The organism is Proteus alimentorum (genome assembly GCF_002607735.1).
GTDB classification, from domain to species: domain Bacteria; phylum Pseudomonadota; class Gammaproteobacteria; order Enterobacterales; family Enterobacteriaceae; genus Proteus; species Proteus alimentorum.
Map to the genome: position 1 here is coordinate 53,839 of NZ_NBVR01000003.1, position 22,185 is coordinate 76,023.

A 22,185-nucleotide genomic window follows, 5' to 3' on the forward strand; every position below is an offset into this window, starting at 1 on the left:
TAAATTTAATAATAGCTTATATTTCAATACATTAAATGTCACCAAAAAGAGACAAGCAAAATGGCAAGTGTCGCTATTTTTGCACAATAAAAAAGAATTCTTTTACTATCAATAGAATAAAGCCTCTAACAATGTAGAGGCTTTATGTGTTTACCACTAAGACAATATTACATCTGATTAATCAAATTGTTTTCTTGCGTTGCGGAATAAACGCATCCAAGGACTATCTTCACCCCAGTTATCTGGGTGCCAAGAATTACTCACTGTTCTAAACACGCGTTCTGGGTGAGGCATCATAATGGTTGAACGACCATCTTTTGTAGTGACAGCCGTGATCCCTTTTACAGAGCCATTCGGATTTAATGGATATTGTTCTGTTGGATTACCGTAGTGATCCACAAAACGTAATCCCACTAAATTTTGGGCTTCGAGTTGTGCTAATTGCTCAGCATTACGGAATTCAGCAAAACCTTCACCATGAGAAACAGCGATAGGCATTTGTGAACCCACCATACCTTGTAGCAATAATGATGGGCTTTCTGTTACTTTCACTAAACTAAAGCGCGCTTCAAAACGCTCTGAACGGTTGCGAACAAAACGAGGCCACAAATCTGCACCAGGAATAAGTTCTGATAATGTAGACATCATTTGGCAACCATTACAAACCCCAAGGGATAAGGTATCTTGGCGTTCAAAGAATTGAGCAAACTCATCACGTAAGCGAGAATTAAATAAAATAGACTTCGCCCAACCTTCACCCGCACCTAATACATCACCGTAAGAGAACCCACCACACGCCACCAGCACATCAAAATCACTAAGTGAACGTCGTGATGAATGTAAGTCACTCATATGAACGTCGATAGCATCAAAACCTGCTCTGTCAAAAGCTGCCGCCATTTCGACATGAGAGTTAACGCCTTGTTCTCTTAATACCGCAATACGAGGACGACTTCCTGTTGCAATATAAGGTGCAGCAATATCGTCATTAGGCTCAAAGGTTAACTTCACATTTAAACCCGGATCGTTGAGATCTTGTTTTGCTTGATGCTCTTCATCCGCACACTCTGGATTATCACGTAAGCGTTGCATTTGCCATGTTGTTTCGGCCCACCAAAGGCGCAATGTACTGCGTTTTTCATTGTAAACTTCAGTTTCACGGCTTTGGATAATAATGGCGTCATCTTCTGTTGCTTGGCCTAAATAGTGTAAGCAATCCGATAAGCCATATTCAGAAAACAGTGCTTCGACAGCCTCTTGATGTTCAGCACTAATTTGGATCACACCACCGAGCTCTTCATTAAAGAGTCCTGCTAAAATATCTTCATCATAAGCACTGATATCAACGCGTAAGCCACAATGACCTGTAAATGCCATTTCTGCAAGAGTGACAAATAATCCACCATCAGAACGATCGTGATAGGCCAACAACTTGCCATCATTGACCAATTGTTGCATCACATTAAAGAACTGTTTTAACTGCTCAACATCACGAAGATCTGCCGCTTTTTGGCCGAGTTGACGATAAACTTGAGCTAGTGCCGTCGCGCCTAATGCGTTATGACCATTTCCCAAATCAATTAGATATAGGCGGTTTCCTGCTTGTGTTGATAATTCAGGTGTCACTGTTTTACGCACATCTTCAACACGAGAGAATGCCGTAATAACTAAAGATAATGGAGAAGTAACCTCTTTAGTTTTCCCCTCTTTATCTTGCCAACGCGTCTTCATTGACATCGAATCTTTGCCCACAGGAATAGTAATACCTAACTCTGGGCATAATTCTTCACCAATAGCTTTCACTGCATCATATAACCCTGCATCTTCACCGGGGTGACCTGCTGCTGACATCCAGTTAGCCGAAAGCTTAATGCGATTAAGCGCTTCAACATCACAACCCGCCATATTTGTTAGCGCTTCACCGACAGCCATACGTGCAGATGCAGCAAAATCTAACAGTGCGATAGGAGCCCGTTCACCAATAGACATCGCTTCGCCATAATAGCTATCTAATGTTGCTGTAGTAACCGCGCAATTAGCAACAGGAATTTGCCAAGGCCCGACCATTTGATCACGCGCAACCATACCCGTTACCGTGCGGTCACCGATGGTAATTAAGAAGGTTTTTTCAGCAACGGCAGGCAAATGAAGAACACGATAAACGGCATCTTTTAAATCGATATCTTTACGAGAAAGATACTCACCTTCTGTTTTAAGTGATGTGACATCACGCAACATTTTAGGCGCTTTACCTAATAATATGTCTAATGGCATATCAATCGGCTTATTATCAAAATGTGTATCATTGAGCACTAATTCACGCTCTTGCGTCGCTTCACCGATCACAGCATAAGGTGCTCTTTCACGCTGACATAACGCATCAAAAAGAGGCATTTTTTCAGGTGATACCGCCAATACATAGCGCTCTTGAGATTCATTACACCAGATCTCAAGTGGACTCATCCCTGGTTCATCATTAAGAACATCACGTAATTCAAAACGACCACCACGACCGCCATCATTGACTAATTCAGGCATTGCATTAGAAAGACCACCCGCACCAACGTCATGAATAAATAAGATCGGGTTATCGTCACCTAATTGCCAACAACGGTCGATAACTTCTTGGCAACGGCGTTCCATTTCTGGGTTATCACGCTGAACAGAGGCGAAATCTAAATCTGCATCTGATTGACCTGATGTCATAGAAGAAGCCGCACCACCACCAAGGCCGATGTTCATAGAGGGCCCACCAAGTACAATCAGCTTGGCACCCACTGTGATTTCACCTTTTTGTACGTGATCTTCACGAATGTTACCGATCCCCCCAGCTAACATAATTGGTTTATGGTAACCGCGAATTTCAACGCCATTGTGGCTATTAACTTGTTCTTCATAGGTTCTGAAGTAGCCTAGTAATGCCGGACGACCGAACTCATTATTAAATGCCGCACCACCTAGTGGGCCTTCAGTCATGATGTCTAATGCATTAACAATACGCTCTGGTTTGCCAAAATCTTCTTCCCAAGGCTGTTCAAACCCGGGAATACGTAAGTTAGAAACTGAAAATCCAACTAGGCCAGCTTTAGGTTTTGCACCACGTCCAGTTGCACCTTCATCCCGAATTTCACCACCTGAACCCGTTGCCGCGCCCGGCCAAGGTGAAATAGCCGTTGGGTGGTTATGTGTTTCTACTTTCATCAAGATATGTACTGGCTCTTGATGATACTGATAATGCCCTTTTTCTGTGTCTGGATAAAAACGACCTGCCACAGAGCCTTCCATTACTGCCGCATTATCTTTGTAAGCTGACATGACATAATCCGGCGTTTGCTCAAACGTATTTTTAATCATTTTAAATAATGATTTATCTTGCGCTTTACCATCAATTATCCAATCAGCATTAAATATTTTGTGGCGACAGTGTTCAGAGTTAGCTTGTGCGAACATATAAAGCTCAACATCTGTTGGATTACGTTGTAAGCGGTTAAAAGCATCGATTAAGTAATCAACTTCATCGTCTGCCAACGCTAATCCCATTTCGATATTGGCTTTTACGAGTGCATCTTTGCCTTTAGCAAGAACATCAATCGTTTTTAGTGGTGCTGGCGTTTGCTCGACAAAAAGTGCATTGACATCTTGATAATTTAAGAAGATGGTTTCCATCATTCGATCATGAATAAAACCATAAAGTTGTTGCCACTGAGTCTCTGTCATCGTACCGCACTCAATAAAGTAGGCGATACCACGTTCAATTCGGACAACCTTGGCTAAACCACAGTTATGTGCAATATCTGTGGCTTTAGAAGACCAAGGTGAAATGGTTCCTGGGCGAGGCGTAACAACTCGCATTTCCCCAACAGGCTCATGTTCTGTTAATGAAGGCCCGTAATGCAGTAGTTGACGTAATTTAATTTGATCATCTTCAGATAACTGCCCTTCCACTTTCGCGAAATGGACAAATTCCGCATATATACCTTGTACAGGAAGATCATTTTCCTGACATAGAGTGAGTAATTTATTAATACGAAACGCGGATAAAGCGGGGGAGCCACGCAGGATTTCCATAGTATTGAGTTCTCTCTTTTAGCAGCTAGCCTGATCAATCATTCAGGGGAAACGCGACTAGTATAATAGAATAACCGTCCAGACGAAACCGTTTGCGTGAACAAAATAACGGCATTTAACTTAGAGTGTTTTAATGATTAATTGGTGTAATCAAGTTGCGTCTTGCCAATATGTTAAGCAAAATGCTCGATTACTGGAAATTTATCCATGTTAAAATGACGATTTTACACACAACAACAAACAACGTTAACGAGAACCAACCTATTGAATAATATAAGGATAAACTATTTCGTTATCGTTATCATAGCGCTCTTTTCAGCGGCTATTATCGCGTTGAATATTACATGGCCGGATAGGCAAAAAGCGCAGATAAATAAGATTTTATCTCGTGGTGAGTTAAGAATTAGTACGATACCGTCACCATTGATAACGATGAACGATAAAAAGGACCCCGTAGGTTTCGATTATGAATTAGTGAAACGCTTTGCAGATTATCTCGGCGTGAAACTTGTCGTTAATATGCGGACAAATATCAACCAAATGTTTGATGATCTGGAGAATAATAAAGCTGACTTTATCGCTGCCGGATTACTTTATAATAAAGAGAGGCTAGATACGACACGCAGTGGGCCTGCTTACTTTTCAGTTTCTCAACAGCTTATTTATCGTAAAGGGACATTAAGACCACGTAGCTTTGATACGTTAGATGGGCGTCTTATTGTCACTGCAGGCTCTGCTCATGCAAGTTTATTGCGAACATTAAAAGAGACGCAATATCCCGAGCTTGAATGGGAAGAATCAGATAATCAGACGACCTCTCAACTGCTAGAAGCATTATCAGAAGGCAAAATAACCTACGTGTTAGCAGATTCAATCAGTGTTGCAGTACAGCAACGCATTCATCCTAATGTTGCCGTAGGATTTGAAGTCACTGAAAGCCGTCCACTAACATGGTATCTGCCAGATGGCGAAGATAATAGCTTATATGCAGCGATGCTCGATTATTTTAATCAATTATCTCAAGAAGATGTATTAGCTAGGCTTGAAGAAAAGTACTTTGGCCATGTGGGTTCGTTTGATTACTTTGATACTATCTCTTTTATTACAGCAATAGATTCTATTTTGCCAAACTATCAGCCTCTTTTTGAAAAATATGCGGATACTTTCGATTGGCGGTTATTGGCAGCTATGGCATGGCAAGAATCGCATTGGGATCCTCATGCTACATCACCAACTGGAGTTAGAGGATTGATGATGTTAACTCGCCCTACGGCATCAAGTATGGGCGTTACTGACAGGCTTGATCCTGATGAGAGTGTTCGAGGAGGAGCACAATATCTTAAGCATCTCCTTTCACGCTTACCAGATTCTATCCCTGAAGATGAAAGGATTTGGTTTGCATTAGCAGCATATAATATGGGATTTGGTCATATGCTTGATGCTAGAAGGCTTACTGAGCAACAAAATGCTGATCCTGATAGTTGGCTAGATGTAAAATCAAGATTACCACTACTTAGCCAAAAGAAATATTATGCAGATCTCCCTTATGGCTATGCCAGAGGCCATGAGGCTTATCGCTATGTTGAAAACATTCGACGATATCAACTTAGCCTTGTCGGTTACCTTCAAGCCAAAGAGAGCAAAAATAAAATATTATCTAAAGATAAAGAGAATGATAATAATGAAGAACAAGAAAGATCATCATTGTCATTGACTCATGATATGGCTTATCAATAATTTTTGTACTTAAAAACAACCGATTAAACAACATAGCCTCTTTGATAGAGGCTTATTATTTCATTTCTACTATTCAAAAATCACGCCAACCATTAAAGCCCCCTGAATTAATGTTTTCTTAATATTAAAAATTGTTACATTTTTTATGTCATTCCTTACCCAAAGGAGGGAAAACACAAGTGTTAAAAAATGTAACACTCATTAGCCAATACACTCAGTTAATGAGTAAACTGTATTTAAAACGACCTAATTAGTCACTTTAAGACTATCAGAATAAGTGAAATATAAGAAAAAATTGACTTAAATACGTAGGAATTATCTCATTAGTTATTATTCATTTTATGATTATTATTTTCGGATAAACTTTTTTTTCGATGAGAATTAACCTAAATATGCCTTTGTTAACATATAACTTATTGAATTATATATATTACGATAATCTATAATTGATTTTATTAATTTTCTTAATCCAATGTTAATAACATTACTTTTCGTAAAGTTAAAATAATGTTAATTGCATTGTCTATTAAATTTATCTGCCTGATAAACTTTTTAACCCATAAAATGAGTAATAGAAAGAATTAATCTATATAAAATTCTATTAATATGGAATAGACGAGATTAAATATGAAAATTGAGTAAATCAACAAAACGTTATATCAAATAGAATGGCTTTGTTGATATCATATAAATCAGTCATTATTCGAAACAACTCGAAATATAATGCAAATCAATTTTTATATTCCGACATTAATATTATTTTTTATAAATAATAATACGCATGATCTTCAAGGGATTATCTATAATGAAACTGAGTAAAATTGCTTTAGCTGCTGCTTTAGTATTTGGTATTAATTCTGTTGCAACTGCTGAAACTCCTGCACCAAAAGTTGGCGCAACTAAAGGCGAAATTCAATTAAAAGGTGAAATTGTTAATTCAGCTTGTGGATTAGCAGCTTCGTCAAGTCCTGTTATTGTTGATTTCAGTGAAATTCCAACTTCTGCATTAGCAAATATGCAGAAAGCAGGTAACGTTAAAAAAGATATCGAATTACAAGACTGTGATACTACCGTAGCAAAAACAGCTACTGTTAGCTATACACCAAGTGTTGTTAATGCAGCAAATAAAGACTTAGCATCTTTCGTATCTGGCTCAGCTTCTGGCGCAGGTATTGGCTTAATGGATGCGGGTAGCAAATCAGTAAAATGGAACACAGCAACAACACCAGTACAATTAGTTAATGGTGTTTCTAAGATCCCATTCGTTGCTTACGTTCAAGCTGAATCAGCAGACGCTACTGTAACTCCTGGTGAATTCCAAGCCGTTATCAACTTCCAAGTTGATTATCAGTAATCGTTTTATTTATTTAAACTAATTAAATAATAAATTAATTACTGCATTAACGCAGGGGACTTCCTCTGCGTTAAATTTGATAAAACACTTCAGTTTAATAAGAATTAAATAAAAACTAATTAAATAAATATTCATTATTTAATTAGTTTTTATTTAATTAATAATTAGGCGTTTATTCATGTTAATTTCTTTTTTTCACAGCACAATATGGAAAAACATTTGTGCCATTTTGCTATTGTGCTTAGCGTTTTTCGCTCAAGCCGAGCAAGATGATTCTGTGGAATTTAACATTCATATGCTAGATGCCGAAGACAGAGATAATGTCGATTTATCTCGTTTTGCAACCTCTAATTACATCATTCCGGGTATGTACTACTTAGATATCCGTATAAATGGTCGTGACTTCCCTCGCCAAAACATCAATTATGTTGAAGTGAAACCCAATTATTCCATCGCTTGTATTGACCCTACTCTGCTAAAAAAGTTAACAATTAACGAAGATAATCAAAAATTTATCGAAGAAATCTCACCAGATTGTTTCGATATTAGTCAATTACCGGGTATCTCTATCAAAAATGATGGCGGCATTCTCGATATTGTTATACCTCGTTCATTAATGAAATATGAAGATACAGATTGGACACCACCTGAATTGTGGGATCCGGGTGTATCTGGGTTATTAGTTGACTATACCTTAACAGGTACATCAACTCGCCCAAATAAAGGTAATAATAACAACTCATTGACAGGATATGGGCAAGCTGGAATTAACCTTGGTGAATGGCGATTACGTGCTGAATATCAAGGAAACTATTCATCTGAATATTCATCAAATAATAGCTTTGATTGGGATCAGATTTACGCATATAAACCATTACCGAACCAAGCAGCAAAATTAACGCTTGGTGAAACTTATTTAAACTCTCAAGTTTTTGATAGTTTTCGTTTTACAGGTGCCAACATACAAAGTGATGAAAGAATGTTGCCCCCTTCTTTGCAAGGTTATGCACCTGAAATTCATGGTATCGCAAACACTAACGCCAAAGTGACTGTAACGCAAAACGGTCGCTTAATTTATGAAACCACAGTCCCTGCGGGCCCTTTTGTTATTAAACATTTACAAGACACAGTACAAGGCCAATTAAATGTCAGTGTTGAAGAGCAAAACGGCAAAGTAAATGAATTCCAAGTACAAACAGCCAATCTACCTTATATGACTCGCCCAGGATCAGTGCGTTATAACACATCAATGGGTCAGTCATCGCTCAATAATCATAAAATGCAAGGCCCTGTTTTTTATCAAGGCGATTTTTCATGGGGTATGAACAACACATGGTCGCTGTATGGCGGGGTTTTATTGACAGTTAAAGATTACAACGCGTGGTCATTAGGTTTAGGTCACGATATGGGACGTTTAGGTACACTTTCAGGTGATATTACTCAGTCTTATAGCAAAACCTATAATAATGAAAATATTAATGGGATGTCATTCAAACTGAACTACGCGAAAACATTCGATGAGTACCATAGCACAATTACTTTTGCAGGTTACCGCTTTTCAGAGAAAACATTCCGATCTTTCTCTCAATATATAGATGAACGTTACAACGACATTAATAACACGGGTTATGAAAAAGAGATGTATACCATTACAGGTAACAAAACTTTTTGGGCTGATGATATTGAAAAATCGACAACGCTTTATCTCTCTTATCGACACCAAAATTATTGGGATAAAAATACACAAGAGCAATATGGCGCTACGATAAGCCGTAATTTTTCTATTATGGGTATAGAGCAGATTAATACTAACTTATCTGCATTCCGTACGCAGCATAAAGGAAACACTGATGACAGTATTTCTTTTAATATTTCAGTTCCATTAGGAAGTGGCAAAAATATTGGTTATAGCTTGCAAGATAGTAACGGAAAAGTGAACCAAATGGCCTCTTATTCTGATAATAGCAATTATAATAATCTATGGCGTGTCCGTGCAGGTTTAAGCTCAGACAATAAAGCCAATACTGATGGTTATTATCAACACCGTTCGCAATATGCAGAAATTAACGCCAATGCGAGCTATCAACAAGATAATTATGTTGCACTAGGTGCAACAGTTAAAGGCGGATTTACTGCAACACGCCACGGCGCTGCATTACATAGCAGTAGCATGACATCAAGTACTGCTCGCATGATGGTTGATACTGATGGCGTTGCAGGCGTACCATTTAATAATCAAAGCACAACGACAAACCTCTTTGGTATTGGGGTATTAACTGACTTAACGAGTTATAACAATGTTGATGCTCGTATTGATGTTGATAAAATGGATTCAGATATTGAAACACACAAAGCTATTACTTCTGCGACATTAACTGAAGGCGCAATTGGCTACTATAAATTCCCTGTTCGCCAAGGTGAACGCCTAATGGCTATCTTACAGACAGTCGATCAAAAACACCCGCCATTTGGTTCCGAAATCACCAATAAAAACGGTGAAAATATGGGAATGGTGATGGAAGATGGTTTAGTTTATATCGCCGGTGTTAACCTTAATGAATCATTAAACGTGATCTGGGGTGGTAAAACCCAGTGTACGATTACAATCCCAGCTGCAATTAACGATCCACTAAAACATGAATTGTTATTATGTCAGGGATTTTAATGAATAAAATGAATTACTAGAGATAATTGTATGAACTCATTCAACACACTTAAAACGCTTTTTTGCGGCTCATTAATTGCACTTAGTATTGTGAGTACGACTCAAGCGGGCGTGTCATTAGATAGAACTCGCATTGTACTAATGGGCAACGAAAACTCAGCTAGCGTAAACCTAAAAAATACTAGCCCTGATATTCCTTTCTTAGCGCAATCATGGGTTGAAAATGAACACGGACAAAAAATCGCTTCGCCTTTAGTAGCATTGCCACCTTTACAGCGTCTTGATGGTGATCAAAAAGGCGTGGTCAGAATTACCAAAACAGCAGAAATTGGTCTTTTGCCACAAGATAGAGAATCACTGTTTTATTTAAATGTGCGTGAAATTCCACCCGCACCAAAACAAGCTAACGTGTTGCAAATGGCAATGCAGTCTCGCATTAAATTATTCTACCGCCCAACGGCTATTATTCCTGAAAAGCCGGGTATGATTTGGCAAGACCAATTAGTATTTAAAAAACAAGGTAATCAATTTATTGCTGAAAATCCAACACCTTACTACATCACCATTATTGGACTTTCTAATAAATTAAATGGTGAAGATAGCGATAAGTTAACGACTTTCCCTGGTTTAATGGTTGCGCCTAAATCATCACTGGAAATTCCAGTTAAAACCAGTAACGTCAATCAGTTTTACCTGATGTATGTAAATGATTACGGCGGACATCCAGAATTAAAATTTGTTTGCCAACAAAATAGCTGTAAAGCTGCACCTAAAGAACAACAACCCAAATATTAATTAACTTGACGCTGGTAGGAATAAAATGAAATTAACAACAGCAAATTTTTATTTCAATACGCTAAAATTACTTTTTACTGGCGCAATGTTATGTACCCCAGTTGTTGCATCTGCTTATATTCATGGTGAAGTTCGCACTGTTGGAGGCCCTAATATTTTTAGGGTTGCGTTAAATAACGCAACATTTCCGAATAACCAACCAGGTGAAACTGCCACAGTCAACTTTTCTTTGCCTGACAGATATTTAGCAACGGTTTATTGTCCTAAAGATCCCTTAGTTCCGAATTCTCGTACCTATTATATGGCAAATTCTGACCTACGCTATTTAGGTAATAATTACTATGAACTTAACGAATATGTCGACGTTCAGATCAAGTTTTCCATTTGGGGCCCTGAATCACTTCCTACTGTTCCTTTTATTGAAAAACCGAACAATCGAAATGGGCAACAAGGTTGTCGTGTCCCTGAATCACCAAAACCTAATATGTCATCAGGAAGTAGTGGTGTATTAGTCTTTCGCTTGAAAAAACCGATTATTAATGGGGTTTCATTAACAGGACAAGCTGTAGCTCAAATGTATGCTCGAGTAGGTAATGGCTTATATAAAGAATATGGTCCTGAGCCAATTTCAGCATTAGTGATTAGTTCAGGAATATTAACTACGGAAGACAGATGTACATTTAATAATGGATCTCCTATTACCTTTGATTTTGGCAATGTCGGCAATACTTCTGACTATTTAAATGGTCAAAACTACAAAATCACACGCAATATTCCAATCAAGTGTGAAGGTGGTAGTTTTACTAATCCTAACAGTCGAATTATGTTTAAAGTTCAAACTGGAAGCTCAGGTATTGCGAGTTTTAATCCTAATTATCTTGGTACAACAGGACCTGTAGATAGAACAAATTTAGGTATTGTTTTAAGAGACAAATCAGGTGCGATTGTGCCACCTAATCAATATTTTTCTGTCGGGAAACTGAATAATTTTAAAGGAAGTTGGGAAGTCACAGCCGCTCCTATTGCAAAAACAGGTAGCAAAATTACAGAAGGTGAATTTTCAGCACATGCCACATTAGTTGCGGAGTTTATGTAATGAAAAACCCAATAATAAAATCTGCTATTTCTCTTTTATTATTACTTTCACCTCCCGCCTTTGCTGTAACAGAGCTGATTGGTGGCGATATGGAATTTAAAGGTGTAGTGGTTGCACATGGTTGTACTATTGTTGCTGGTGATGAAAATAAAATAATTGATTTCAAACAGATATCAGCAAAAGATCTTTATACTTTTCAAAAAAGTGAACCTGTTGCTTTTAGTATTAGTTTAGAAAATTGCAGTCAGGATATTTATAAAAGCGTCACGATTACGCTAGATGGGAAAGAGCATCCTACAATGCCCGATCACCTTGCTGTCGTCGGCACGGGATCTGAAGATCCGAAAAGTATCGGTATTGTATTTACAGATGTTCAACGCAACGTTATTCAATTAAAAAAACCGAGCTCAACTCGGCTTCTTAATAATAAACATATTCAATTTAATTTTATGACGTATGTTGAGGCTTCACCTTCTGCGCTGAAAAATCAAACATTGCTAACTGGCCCATTCCAAGCACAAGCAACGTATACCCTCAATTATCAGTAAACAGGTATTATTCTTTTATTGCTGATCCAGTATTGATTATGACTGGACTGTTTTTTTGCTTTCTAAGTTGTTTCTTTTCAGCCCTTCTCATTTTAAAGAATTGGCTCAAAAGCTGTGAACACTCTTCACCTAAGACACCAGATGTTATCTCAACTTTATGGTTCATTCCGGGATGCTGTAAAATATCAATAAATGAACCAGCTGCACCCGTTTTTAAATCTGAGGCACCATAAACCACACGTTTTACCCGACTATGCACAATCGCTCCGGCACACATCACACAAGGTTCTAGGGTAATATAGAGCGTCGCATCGAGTAGACGATAATTTTGTAAATGCTTTCCCCCTTTGCGTAATGCCATGATCTCTGCATGTGCAGTAGGGTCGTTATCAATAATTGAATGATTCCATCCTTTAGCAATGATTTTATTATCAACGACTAATACTGCGCCCACCGGTATTTCACCGATTTCTTGTGCTTTTTGCGCTTGCTCAATCGCTTTATGCATCCAATAAATATCATCTTTAATTTTATTCACAAGGATATCTCTTCATTATCATATAGCGGGATATTGTACCCTGTTTTCTATTGATAACTAAAGAGATTGTCTTGAATTGTTTATGATAAAGATAGCAAGATAAAACTTTAGTTTACGCGTGCTTCTGTAGCTAACTTAATGGCTAAAGCCCCTAAGATTGTTGCCATAAACCAACGCTGAATAAGTGCCCAACGAGGCCTTTGCATAAAGAACCCAGCAATAGAGCCAGCGGCAATAACAATCAATGCATTTACTGCGATACTAATAACGATTTGAATACTACCTAACACTAATGATTGGTTTAAAACACTACCATTTTGAATACTAATAAATTGAGGTAACAGTGATAAATACATCAATGCAATCTTAGGATTCAATAGATTGGTAACAAACCCCATCACAAAGAGTTTTGTTGTATTACCTGAAAGTAATTTTTTGGGATGAAAGATAGAACGTCCACCGGGTTTAATAGATTGCCAAGCGATATAAAGAAGATAAATCGCACCACAAATCTTCAACGTATCATAAGCATAAGGTACGGCCATAAAAATGGCCGTAATACCAAATGCCGCTAATAACATATAAAAAATATAGCCAACTGCTACACCGATTAGCGAGATAAATCCTGCTTTTTTCCCTTGTGAGATTGAGCGTGAAATCAAGTAAATCATATTAGGGCCGGGTGTTAGCACTAACCCCAAGGATAAAAGTGCAAATGTCCACATATTAAACAGCGTTGGCATAAAATACCCCTTATGTTATTGCGTTATTTAACATCAATAACAGAGTATTAGGTGTGCGGGATACCACAAAACATACTCTTTATCATTAATATTGACTCGCTTCTACCTAGGGTTTTTGCTTTTTATATATATTACTGATAAATTATAGTAGCTTATAAGCTACAAAAATAGTTGTTGATACGTAGCTTTTAAGCTACATTTTGCTAATGAAAACGATCAAACATTACTTAACAATAGATGGCAAAGACTTATATGCTGACTATTTCAAAAAAATACGCGATCCTGTTGCTAAAGCAAAAATTGCATCAAGAGTAAATAGAATGGCAAGTGAGCATTTTGGCGATCATAAACCTTGCCGTGATCGTGTTTGGGAATTACGAATTGATCAAGGGGCTGGATATCGGGTTTACTATAGTTTAATCGATGGCGAAATTATATTGCTACTTCTAGCTGGAGATAAGCGAACTCAGGATACTGATATTAATAAAGCTATCCTATGTCTAAAAGATTATTTAAAGAGGTAGATTATGCCAAATTCTCGTTTGCATGATGATGCAATGGTTGAAATTTTACGTGAAGACCCTGATTTTGCTAAAGCTTATTTACATCAAGCCTTCCTTGACATAGATGAAGATGGTGGGCAAGAAGCTTTTCTTATGGCATTACGCCATATCGTAGAAGCCCGTGGAGGCATGGCAGCTATTGCAAAAAAAGCAGGTGTTTCACGCGAAACACTTTACCGAACCCTATCACCAACAGGTAACCCTACATTAAAGACACTACGCCATGTCATTAATGCTACTGGTTTTCATTTCTCCTCATTGGTTAGCGCTTAATATTTTATTTATATAATCTGATAAGCCATTTGAGTGATGTTACTTTAGGAAATGTCATATAAATGGTAATCTTACCCTCCCTTGCTTACCTCTCATTAAGCAAGAAGATTTGGGCGATATCCCCATTTGAATGATAAAACGCTATTTTATCGGATATAGCTACATAAAACTGATAGATGGTAACATATAAGTGCAAGATATAAGTTACTGAAATTTAATAATTTATATATTAAGTGACTGATATGGCTTTACTAATTACGAAGAAATGCATCAACTGCGATATGTGTGAACCCGAATGTCCTAATGATGCTATTTCAATGGGGGATGATATTTATGAAATTAATCCTGATCTTTGTACTGAATGCGTAGGACATTACGATAAACCAACTTGCCAATCGGTTTGTCCGATTACTAACACGATCATCATCGATCCTACTCATACTGAATCTCAAGATGAATTATGGGAAAAATTTGTGTTGATCCACCACGCAGATAAGATCTAAACCTTAATCAATGATTTTGTGGGTGATAAATCTAAGAGAGCTATTTTTCTAAAATAACGGTCGCACAAGCATAACGCTGTTCATCAGCTAGTGTTACATGAATAGAGTTTATCCCCGCTTTCTCTGCCATCTCTTTGGCAACCGCTAAAAAATGCAGTGTAGGTTTGCCTAACTCATCATTACGTACTTCAAAATGATTAAAAGCCAATCCTAAACGAATGCCCGTTCCTAATGCTTTTGCCGCAGCTTCTTTTACTGCAAACCGCTTAGCTAAAAAGCGTATTGGCTGTTTATGGGATTGATAAATTTCCCATTCTGTATCAGTAAGAATGCGACGAGCAAGGCGTTCACCAGAACGCCCTATAATATCTTCGATACGCGATATCTCGACGATATCCATACCTAAGCCAACAATAGCCATTAGCGACGCGCTTCTCGCATTAAGCGTTTCATTTCTTCAACCGCAGGCGCTAATCCACTAAATACGGCTCTACCAATAATTGCATGACCAATATTCAATTCATAAAGTTCAGGTAATGCGGCAATACGTTGCACATTGTGGTAATGCAAACCATGCCCTGCATTCACTTTTAAGCCTTTCGATGCGGCATAAGTCACTGCATCACGAATACGGACAAACTCTTTTTCTTGAGCCATTTCATCTTCAGCGTCAGCATAAGCACCTGTGTGGATCTCAATAAAAGGTGCACCAACACGGTCGGCTGCGTTAATTTGTTCATGGTCAGGGTCAATAAACAGAGAAACTTTGATACCCGCTAAAGATAAGCGTTTAATTGCATCAGCAACTTTTGCTTCGTTGCCAACAACGTCTAAACCACCTTCTGTTGTCACTTCTTGGCGTTTTTCAGGTACTAAACAGCAAAAATCAGGCTGAGTTTGACAAGCTATCTCGATCATCTCTTCGGTGACCGCCATTTCCAGATTTAATCTTGTCTGAACTGTTTGGCTTATCAGCATTAAATCGCGATCAGTGATGTGACGTCTATCTTCACGTAAATGGATAGTAATACCATCAGCGCCGGCTTGTTCTGCAATAAAAGCCGCTTGAACAGGATCGGGATACGTTGTGCCTCGGGCATTACGAAGGGTGGCGATATGGTCAATATTAACGCCAAGTAGAATATCAGACATGCTCTTCTCCTGAAAAATAACGTTGCATTACCTTAGTTTACACATTCCATAGAGAAGAAAAAGACAATATTACTGTTCTGCCATCAATGCTCTTTTCTTTGGGGATTTTTTAATGGCAAATTGTCTAAAAAGTTCTCTACTTTTTAATGGCTTTCCGCCTAAATAGGGCTTCAATGCCATTCGAGTAAACCTTTTCGCCGCTTTTAATGTTTCAACCGTAGGAAATTCGCGACTGGCTAAGGATTTTAATTCAAATCCCGTAAAACTATTATGATCAACCACTAAACTCGCAATAAAACCTTTTTCTTCCCGATAACGATAGGTCATTGAATCTGAAACAGGCTCTCCACTTCCAGCACAATGCAGAAAATCTAAACCATAGCCAAGTTGTGTTAATAACGCGAGTTCAAAGCGCCTTAGAGCAGCTTCGGGTGTGGTATCACTAGCAGCAAGAATTTGCAAACAGGAAAGGTATTCAAAAAAAAGGACACTATAAGAGGTCCCATTTTCTAAAACGCGAGACAATAATTCATTGAGATACAAGCCACTGTATAGTACAGAGCCTGTCAGCGGCAATGCTAAAGAGATAGGTTCAGCATCACGAAGTGTTTTAACTTCTCCTCGCCCACTCCAACGAATGAGCAAAGGAGTAAAAGGTTGAAGTGCCCCTTTTAAGGGTGAACGACGGCCTCGCGCACCTTTTGACAATATGCGTACTCGCCCTTCATTTTCAGTGAAAAAGTCGAGTAATAAACTCGTTTCACTGTAAGGTCGAGCATGGATAACGAATGCACGTTGCCAGCCATCCACTTCTGTTACCTACTTTAAATCATCCACATAGCCAAGGCTACGTAAAGCACGTTCATCATCAGCCCAACCTGCTTTGACTTTCACCCAAAGTTCTAAGTGAACTTTGTTTTCAAATAAGTCTTCCATATCCATGCGGGCTTCAGTACCAATTTTCTTGATTTTTGCACCTTTATTACCAATAACCATTTTCTTCTGGCCTTCACGCTCAACCAGAATTAATCCGTGGATATCATAACCACCACGCTCATTGGTAACGAATTGCTCTATTTCAACAGTGACAGAATAAGGTAATTCCTCACCTAAAAAGCGCATCAGTTTCTCACGAATAATTTCTGATGCCATAAAACGTTGAGAGCGATCAGTAATATAATCTTCAGGGAAATGATGAGTCGCTTCAGGTAAACATTTACGTACGATTTTCGCTATCGTATCGATATTCATGTCTTTTTCAGCACTGATTGGTACAACATCAAGAAAATCCATTTGTTGGCTTAAAAAGCCAATGTGTGGAAGCAACTTGGTTTTATCAGTCACGTTATCCACTTTATTAATGGCTAATAAAACAGGGCAACGCAATGATTTTAATTTATTTAACACCATTTCGTCATCAGGCGTCCAGTTGGTGCCTTCTACAACGAAAATAACCAATTCAACATCACCTATTGAACTGCTTGCTGCGCGGTTCATCAGTCTGTTGATGGCTCGCTTTTCTTCGATATGCAAGCCTGGTGTATCCACATAAATCGCTTGGTAAGCACCATCGGTATCAATACCCATGATACGGTGACGCGTAGTTTGCGGTTTACGTGATGTAATAGAAACTTTCTGCCCCAGTAATTGGTTCAGTAGTGTTGATTTTCCCACATTTGGGCGACCGACTATCGCAATAAATCCGCAATAGGTTTGTTCTTCGCTCATTCAAGCTCCAGTTGTATTAATGCCTGTTCAGCAGCGGCCTGTTCAGCTTTACGACGGCTTGTACCCATCCCTTTGACAGGTTGTTCGATACCGCTTATCTGACAATGGATCGTAAACTCTTGATCATGGGCTTCGCCACGAACCTGTACCACAATATAAGAAGGTAATGGCAAATGACGGCCTTGCAGATATTCTTGCAAACGAGTTTTAGGATCTTTTTGCTTATCGCCCGGACTGATTTCAGCCAAACGATTCTCATACCAATTTAAAATAATTTTTTCGATATTTTGAATATCACTATCGAGGAAAATTGCACCAATTAAAGCTTCCACCGTATCCGCTAAAATTGATTCGCGACGAAAGCCGCCGCTTTTTAATTCTCCAGGGCCTAAACGTAGACATTCGCCGAGTTCAAATTCACGTGCTAATTCAGCGAGTGTATTTCCACGAACAAGCGTTGCTCTCATTCGGCTCATATCACCTTCATCAACACGAGGAAAGCGATGATAAAGGGCATTAGCAATCACATAGCTTAGAATTGAATCACCTAAAAATTCTAAGCGTTCATTATGTTTACTGCTGGCACTACGATGCGTTAAAGCCTGTAGTAATAATTCATTTTGCGTAAAAGTATAGCCCAGTTTCTTTTGTAACTGGTTTACTAATAAAGTATTCATGTGCGATCAATTTCCATAACTTAATTTGAAGCACACGCAACAAATCTGTTTAATACAACGAGAAATTATCGGGTTGGATAACAGAACTGTTGCGTTTGCACTGACTCCTGCCAATAACAGGAGCCAATCATATTTAAAGAAGCGACATATTCTACACTTAGATAAGAAGGAATGCTGTCGCTATTTTGTTAATAATTACTTAATGCCACCGATACGGCTAAAACGAACGCCTGTCGGCCATTCATTCTCTACTTTTTCAAAACTCATCCAGATTGTTGTCGCTTTACCTACTAAGTTTTTCTCTGGAACAAAGCCCCAGAAACGACTATCCGAACTACCGTCTCGATTATCACCCATCATAAAGTAATGACCTTCAGGAACAATCCATGTACCGACAGGTAATCCTGGTTGGATAAACTCTGGCATCGTCATATCACCGGGTATTGTCATAATACGGTGAGAGACTTTATCAATCGTCTCTACTCTTTCTTCTTCACGTAATTGAGTTGCTGTTGAAATAGGCTCCTCAATTGGAATAGATTTCATACCATTAATACGCTGACCACCTGGTACATTCTGTAATAACAACGTCCATTCACTTGGATAAGCAGTACCATAAGTTACTGATATTTCTTCATTACAAATGGCTTTATCACAATTTGGATAGATATGAAGTTTTTTCGACATCATATCATAAACAATTTTATCGCCCGGTAATCCAATAACACGTTTAATAAAGTCAGTAGAAGGATCACGAGGATATTTAAATACAGCGATATCGCCTCGTTTGGGTTTCCCTGTATTAATTAACGTGGTTTGTGTAATTGGATCTTTTAATCCATAAGCAAACTTTTCAACCAAGATAAAATCGCCAACCAACAAGGTTGGCATCATGGAGCGAGAAGGTATTTGAAACGGCTCATACACAAATGAACGCAGAACCAAAACAATAATCAAAACTGGGAATAAAGAGCCTAATGTCTCTGCCCAGCTTGGTTTATTGATTGATTTTGCTAATTCTTGCTGATCCTCGGTTCCTTGCGTCATCTCTTGAAGACGCTTTAGTTTTGCTTTTCGAGCTGGCTTGAGCTTAAAGCGCTCAATTCCCCAAAAAACGCCCGTTATTAACGTTGCCAATGTTAGGATCAAGGCAAACGTGTTAGCCATGTTTTCTCCTTAAATTATTTATCTTTACCAACATGAAGAATGGCTAAAAACGCTTCTTGTGGTAGCTCTACGTTACCAATTTGCTTCATACGTTTTTTACCGTCTTTCTGTTTCTGTAACAGTTTCTTCTTACGGCTAACGTCACCGCCATAGCATTTGGCTAATACGTTTTTACGTAACTGTTTAACAGTTGAACGAGCAATAATATGGTTACCAATTGCCGCTTGGATGGCGATATCAAACTGTTGACGTGGAATAAATTCTTTCATTTTTTCCACCAGCTCACGACCACGATAAGGTGCATTATCGTTATGTGTAATCAATGCTAAAGCATCAACACGATCACCATTAATCAAGACATCTACACGGACCATGTTAGAGCCTTGGAAGCGAATAAAGTTATAGTCTAAAGAAGCATAACCGCGTGATGTTGATTTTAAGCGGTCAAAGAAATCTAATACCACTTCAGCCATCGGGATTTCATAAGTCAATGAAACCTGATTACCATGATAGACCATATTGGTTTGAACACCGCGTTTTTCGATACATAAAGTAATTACGTTACCTAAGTATTCTTGCGGTAATAACATATGACATTCAGCAATAGGCTCTCTGATTTCTTCAATATTATTCAGTGGTGGTAATTTAGACGGGCTATCCACTAATACAATATCACCGTTAGTCATTTCAACTTCATAAACTACGGTTGGAGCCGTTGTAATCAGGTCGAGGTCATATTCACGTTCCAAACGTTCTTGGATGATCTCCATATGAAGAAGACCCAAGAAACCACAACGGAAACCAAAACCTAACGCTGTTGAGCTTTCTGGCTCATAGAACAACGACGCATCGTTCAGGCTTAATTTACCTAATGCATCACGGAATGATTCATAGTCGTCAGAGCTAATTGGGAACAACCCCGCATAAACCTGTGGCTTAACTTTTTTAAAGCCTGGCAATGGTTTATCTGCTGGTTTTTGGGCTGCTGTTAAAGTATCCCCAACAGGCGCGCCTAAAATATCTTTAATACCGCAAACAACCCAACCTACTTCACCACAATTTAATGATGTTGTGTCAATTTGTTTTGGTGTAAAAATACCAATACGGTCAATGTTATAAATCTGACCGGTGCTCATTACCTTGATTTTATCGCCTTTGCTGACTTTACCGTTTTTAACACGGATCAGTGAAACAACACCAAGGTAGTTATCAAACCAAGAGTCAATAATCAATGCTTGTAATGGAGCGTCTGCATCACCTTCAGGTGCTGGAATTTCTTTAACAAGACGTTCGATAACTTCTTTAACACCAATACCTGTTTTTGCAGAGCAACGTACTGCATCTGTGGCATCGATTCCCACAATGTCTTCAATCTCTTCAGCAACACGCTCAGGCTCGGCTGCAGGTAAATCTATTTTATTTAAAACTGGAACGACGGTGAGATCCATATCCATCGCGGTATAGCAGTTTGCTAATGTTTGCGCTTCAACCCCTTGCCCAGCATCTACGACCAATAAGGCGCCTTCACACGCAGCGAGTGAACGAGATACTTCATAAGAGAAGTCAACGTGTCCTGGGGTATCGATAAAGTTAAGCTGATAAACTTCACCGTCATCAGCGGTGTAATTCAAAGTTACGCTTTGCGCTTTGATTGTAATACCACGTTCACGCTCAAGATCCATAGAATCAAGAACCTGCGCAGCCATTTCACGATCTGATAAGCCACCACAAATTTGAATAATTCGATCTGATAACGTCGATTTACCGTGGTCAATATGTGCGATAATGGAAAAGTTACGTATGTTTTTCATTCTGAAATTATTTTTCTCTATTGCTTTGCTCTATAAATCTGGCTTTGGAGTCATTCATGGACACAAAGCGAAAACTCTATATTGCAGGAGTTATTATTGATGACGCATTCTACACACTAGAGACATTATACTCAAAGAAACGTTCATCAAACACAAACATTTATGCTAAGACTTGCATTTATTTGTCATTTTTTGCGGGTAATTTCCAGATATAGAAACGTGTTAATTTAAGATAGATATGATTACAAAAGCAGCATGACAAAAATAATGGGGCAAATGCCCCATCTTTTTAATTAACTTATTATTCTTGAAATTGAACGTTAAGTTCATGGGGTGGAAGTCCTATTTGCAATATAATAGGTTCAAAACCTTCATCTTTGCTCCACCAAGTTGCCACTTTTTTGGCAAATAAAAAACCAAGGGCGCCGCCCACTAGCCCACTGCAAAAAATAGCAAATTCACTCGAAAACCAAAGGCTCGCAATACCTGCAACAATAAATAAGCCAATAAGAGGCGTTAAATACACTAGCATTGCGGAAAGAAGTAGATTATTTTCAGGAATCCCCACTTCCACTTTTTGCCCTTCGACTAAAGGTTGTGCAACGGGAAGTTCGAGTTGATGCACTGTCTCAGGCCCTATTTTATTTAATAAATAAGAGCCACACGCAGCACGAGCTTGGCAACTACCACAGCCAGAAGAAGATCCGTAGCGTAATAACGCACGTCCTTCATGCCAATGTATTACTGTTGCCCACTCTTTAACCATA

General features: G+C 38.5%; 20 protein-coding genes. 9 read left to right on the plus strand and 11 right to left on the minus strand.

Translation table 11 applies throughout. The features are described from left to right. Window positions 1-177: 177 nt before the first annotated feature. Window positions 178-4,068 (minus strand): phosphoribosylformylglycinamidine synthase, encoded by a 3,891-nt coding sequence (gene purL / locus B6258_RS00585; protein ID WP_099073663.1) that lies wholly within the window; start codon window positions 4,066-4,068, stop codon window positions 178-180. Window positions 4,069-4,332: 264 nt separating this feature from the next. Between purL and mltF the strand changes: the two genes are divergently transcribed. The 6 genes from mltF to B6258_RS00615 all read left to right on the plus strand — a co-directional run bounded on the left by mltF (window position 4,333) and on the right by B6258_RS00615 (window position 12,263). Next, window positions 4,333-5,805: a membrane-bound lytic murein transglycosylase MltF gene (gene mltF, locus B6258_RS00590; protein ID WP_099073664.1), complete on the plus strand. Its 1,473-nt coding sequence runs from the start codon at window positions 4,333-4,335 to the stop codon at window positions 5,803-5,805. Window positions 5,806-6,610: 805 nt separating this feature from the next. Next, on the plus strand, window positions 6,611-7,159 hold the full coding sequence (locus B6258_RS00595) for a fimbrial protein (protein ID WP_099073665.1): 549 nt from the start codon (window positions 6,611-6,613) through the stop codon (window positions 7,157-7,159). A gap of 178 nt (window positions 7,160-7,337) precedes the next feature. Beyond that, window positions 7,338-9,824, plus strand: a complete 2,487-nt coding sequence (locus tag B6258_RS00600; protein ID WP_099073666.1) for a fimbria/pilus outer membrane usher protein — start codon at window positions 7,338-7,340, stop codon at window positions 9,822-9,824. Window positions 9,825-9,854: 30 nt separating this feature from the next. Then, a complete protein-coding gene (locus B6258_RS00605) occupies window positions 9,855-10,619 on the plus strand; it encodes a fimbrial biogenesis chaperone (RefSeq protein WP_099073667.1) in 765 nt (254 codons plus the stop codon). A gap of 25 nt (window positions 10,620-10,644) precedes the next feature. Then, the gene (locus tag B6258_RS00610) at window positions 10,645-11,715 is read left to right on the plus strand and encodes a fimbrial protein (protein ID WP_099073668.1); all 1,071 of its coding nucleotides are present in this window, start codon (window positions 10,645-10,647) and stop codon (window positions 11,713-11,715) included. Continuing rightward, window positions 11,715-12,263, plus strand: a complete 549-nt coding sequence (locus B6258_RS00615) for a fimbrial protein (protein ID WP_099073669.1) — start codon at window positions 11,715-11,717, stop codon at window positions 12,261-12,263. Before B6258_RS00610 ends, B6258_RS00615 begins: the two co-directional genes overlap by 1 nt. 7 nt (window positions 12,264-12,270) lie before the next feature. Here the strand turns inward: B6258_RS00615 and tadA are convergent, their stop codons facing one another. Then, complete coding sequence (tadA, locus tag B6258_RS00620) at window positions 12,271-12,801, minus strand: tRNA adenosine(34) deaminase TadA (protein ID WP_099073670.1); 531 nt, start codon at window positions 12,799-12,801, stop codon at window positions 12,271-12,273. Window positions 12,802-12,908: 107 nt separating this feature from the next. After that, window positions 12,909-13,544 carry a LysE family translocator gene (locus B6258_RS00625; RefSeq protein WP_099073671.1) on the minus strand — a complete coding sequence of 212 codons (636 nt, stop codon included), beginning with the start codon at window positions 13,542-13,544 and terminating at the stop codon, window positions 12,909-12,911. 206 nt (window positions 13,545-13,750) lie between these two features. On the opposite strand from B6258_RS00625, the gene B6258_RS00630 reads away from it, so the two are divergent. The 3 genes from B6258_RS00630 (at window position 13,751) to B6258_RS00640 (ending at window position 14,883) form a co-directional block, all read left to right on the plus strand. Continuing rightward, the gene (locus B6258_RS00630) at window positions 13,751-14,068 is read left to right on the plus strand and encodes a type II toxin-antitoxin system RelE/ParE family toxin (protein ID WP_099073672.1); all 318 of its coding nucleotides are present in this window, start codon (window positions 13,751-13,753) and stop codon (window positions 14,066-14,068) included. A gap of 3 nt (window positions 14,069-14,071) precedes the next feature. After that, on the plus strand, window positions 14,072-14,380 hold the full coding sequence (locus B6258_RS00635) for an addiction module antidote protein (RefSeq protein ID WP_099073673.1): 309 nt from the start codon (window positions 14,072-14,074) through the stop codon (window positions 14,378-14,380). Window positions 14,381-14,622: 242 nt separating this feature from the next. Then, window positions 14,623-14,883, plus strand: a complete 261-nt coding sequence (locus B6258_RS00640) for a YfhL family 4Fe-4S dicluster ferredoxin (RefSeq protein WP_072068718.1) — start codon at window positions 14,623-14,625, stop codon at window positions 14,881-14,883. A gap of 40 nt (window positions 14,884-14,923) precedes the next feature. On the opposite strand, the gene acpS is transcribed toward B6258_RS00640, so the two are convergent. The 8 genes from acpS to rseC form a co-directional block, all read right to left on the minus strand. Next, window positions 14,924-15,304, minus strand: coding sequence for a holo-ACP synthase (gene acpS / locus B6258_RS00645; RefSeq protein ID WP_069367826.1), 381 nt, complete (start codon window positions 15,302-15,304; stop codon window positions 14,924-14,926). Then, complete coding sequence (pdxJ, locus tag B6258_RS00650) at window positions 15,304-16,035, minus strand: pyridoxine 5'-phosphate synthase (RefSeq protein WP_075673670.1); 732 nt, start codon at window positions 16,033-16,035, stop codon at window positions 15,304-15,306. The genes acpS and pdxJ overlap by 1 nt, the downstream gene beginning before the upstream one ends. Before the next feature lie 69 nt (window positions 16,036-16,104). Beyond that, window positions 16,105-16,845: a DNA repair protein RecO gene (gene recO / locus B6258_RS00655; protein ID WP_099073674.1), complete on the minus strand. Its 741-nt coding sequence runs from the start codon at window positions 16,843-16,845 to the stop codon at window positions 16,105-16,107. 9 nt (window positions 16,846-16,854) lie between these two features. After that, entirely contained in the window at window positions 16,855-17,763 is a 909-nt protein-coding gene (era, locus tag B6258_RS00660; RefSeq protein ID WP_023581601.1) for a GTPase Era, read from the minus strand. After that, window positions 17,760-18,440, minus strand: a complete 681-nt coding sequence (gene rnc, locus B6258_RS00665) for a ribonuclease III (protein WP_069367822.1) — start codon at window positions 18,438-18,440, stop codon at window positions 17,760-17,762. The genes era and rnc overlap by 4 nt, the downstream gene beginning before the upstream one ends. Window positions 18,441-18,635: 195 nt before the next feature. Further along, a complete protein-coding gene (gene lepB / locus B6258_RS00670) occupies window positions 18,636-19,607 on the minus strand; it encodes a signal peptidase I (RefSeq protein ID WP_099073675.1) in 972 nt (323 codons plus the stop codon). A 14-nt stretch (window positions 19,608-19,621) separates the two neighbouring features. Further along, window positions 19,622-21,418 (minus strand): translation elongation factor 4, encoded by a 1,797-nt coding sequence (gene lepA / locus B6258_RS00675; RefSeq protein WP_088495030.1) that lies wholly within the window; start codon window positions 21,416-21,418, stop codon window positions 19,622-19,624. A 301-nt stretch (window positions 21,419-21,719) separates the two neighbouring features. Then, a complete protein-coding gene (rseC, locus tag B6258_RS00680) occupies window positions 21,720-22,184 on the minus strand; it encodes a SoxR-reducing system protein RseC (RefSeq protein ID WP_099073676.1) in 465 nt (154 codons plus the stop codon). Window position 22,185: the final 1 nt, after the last annotated feature.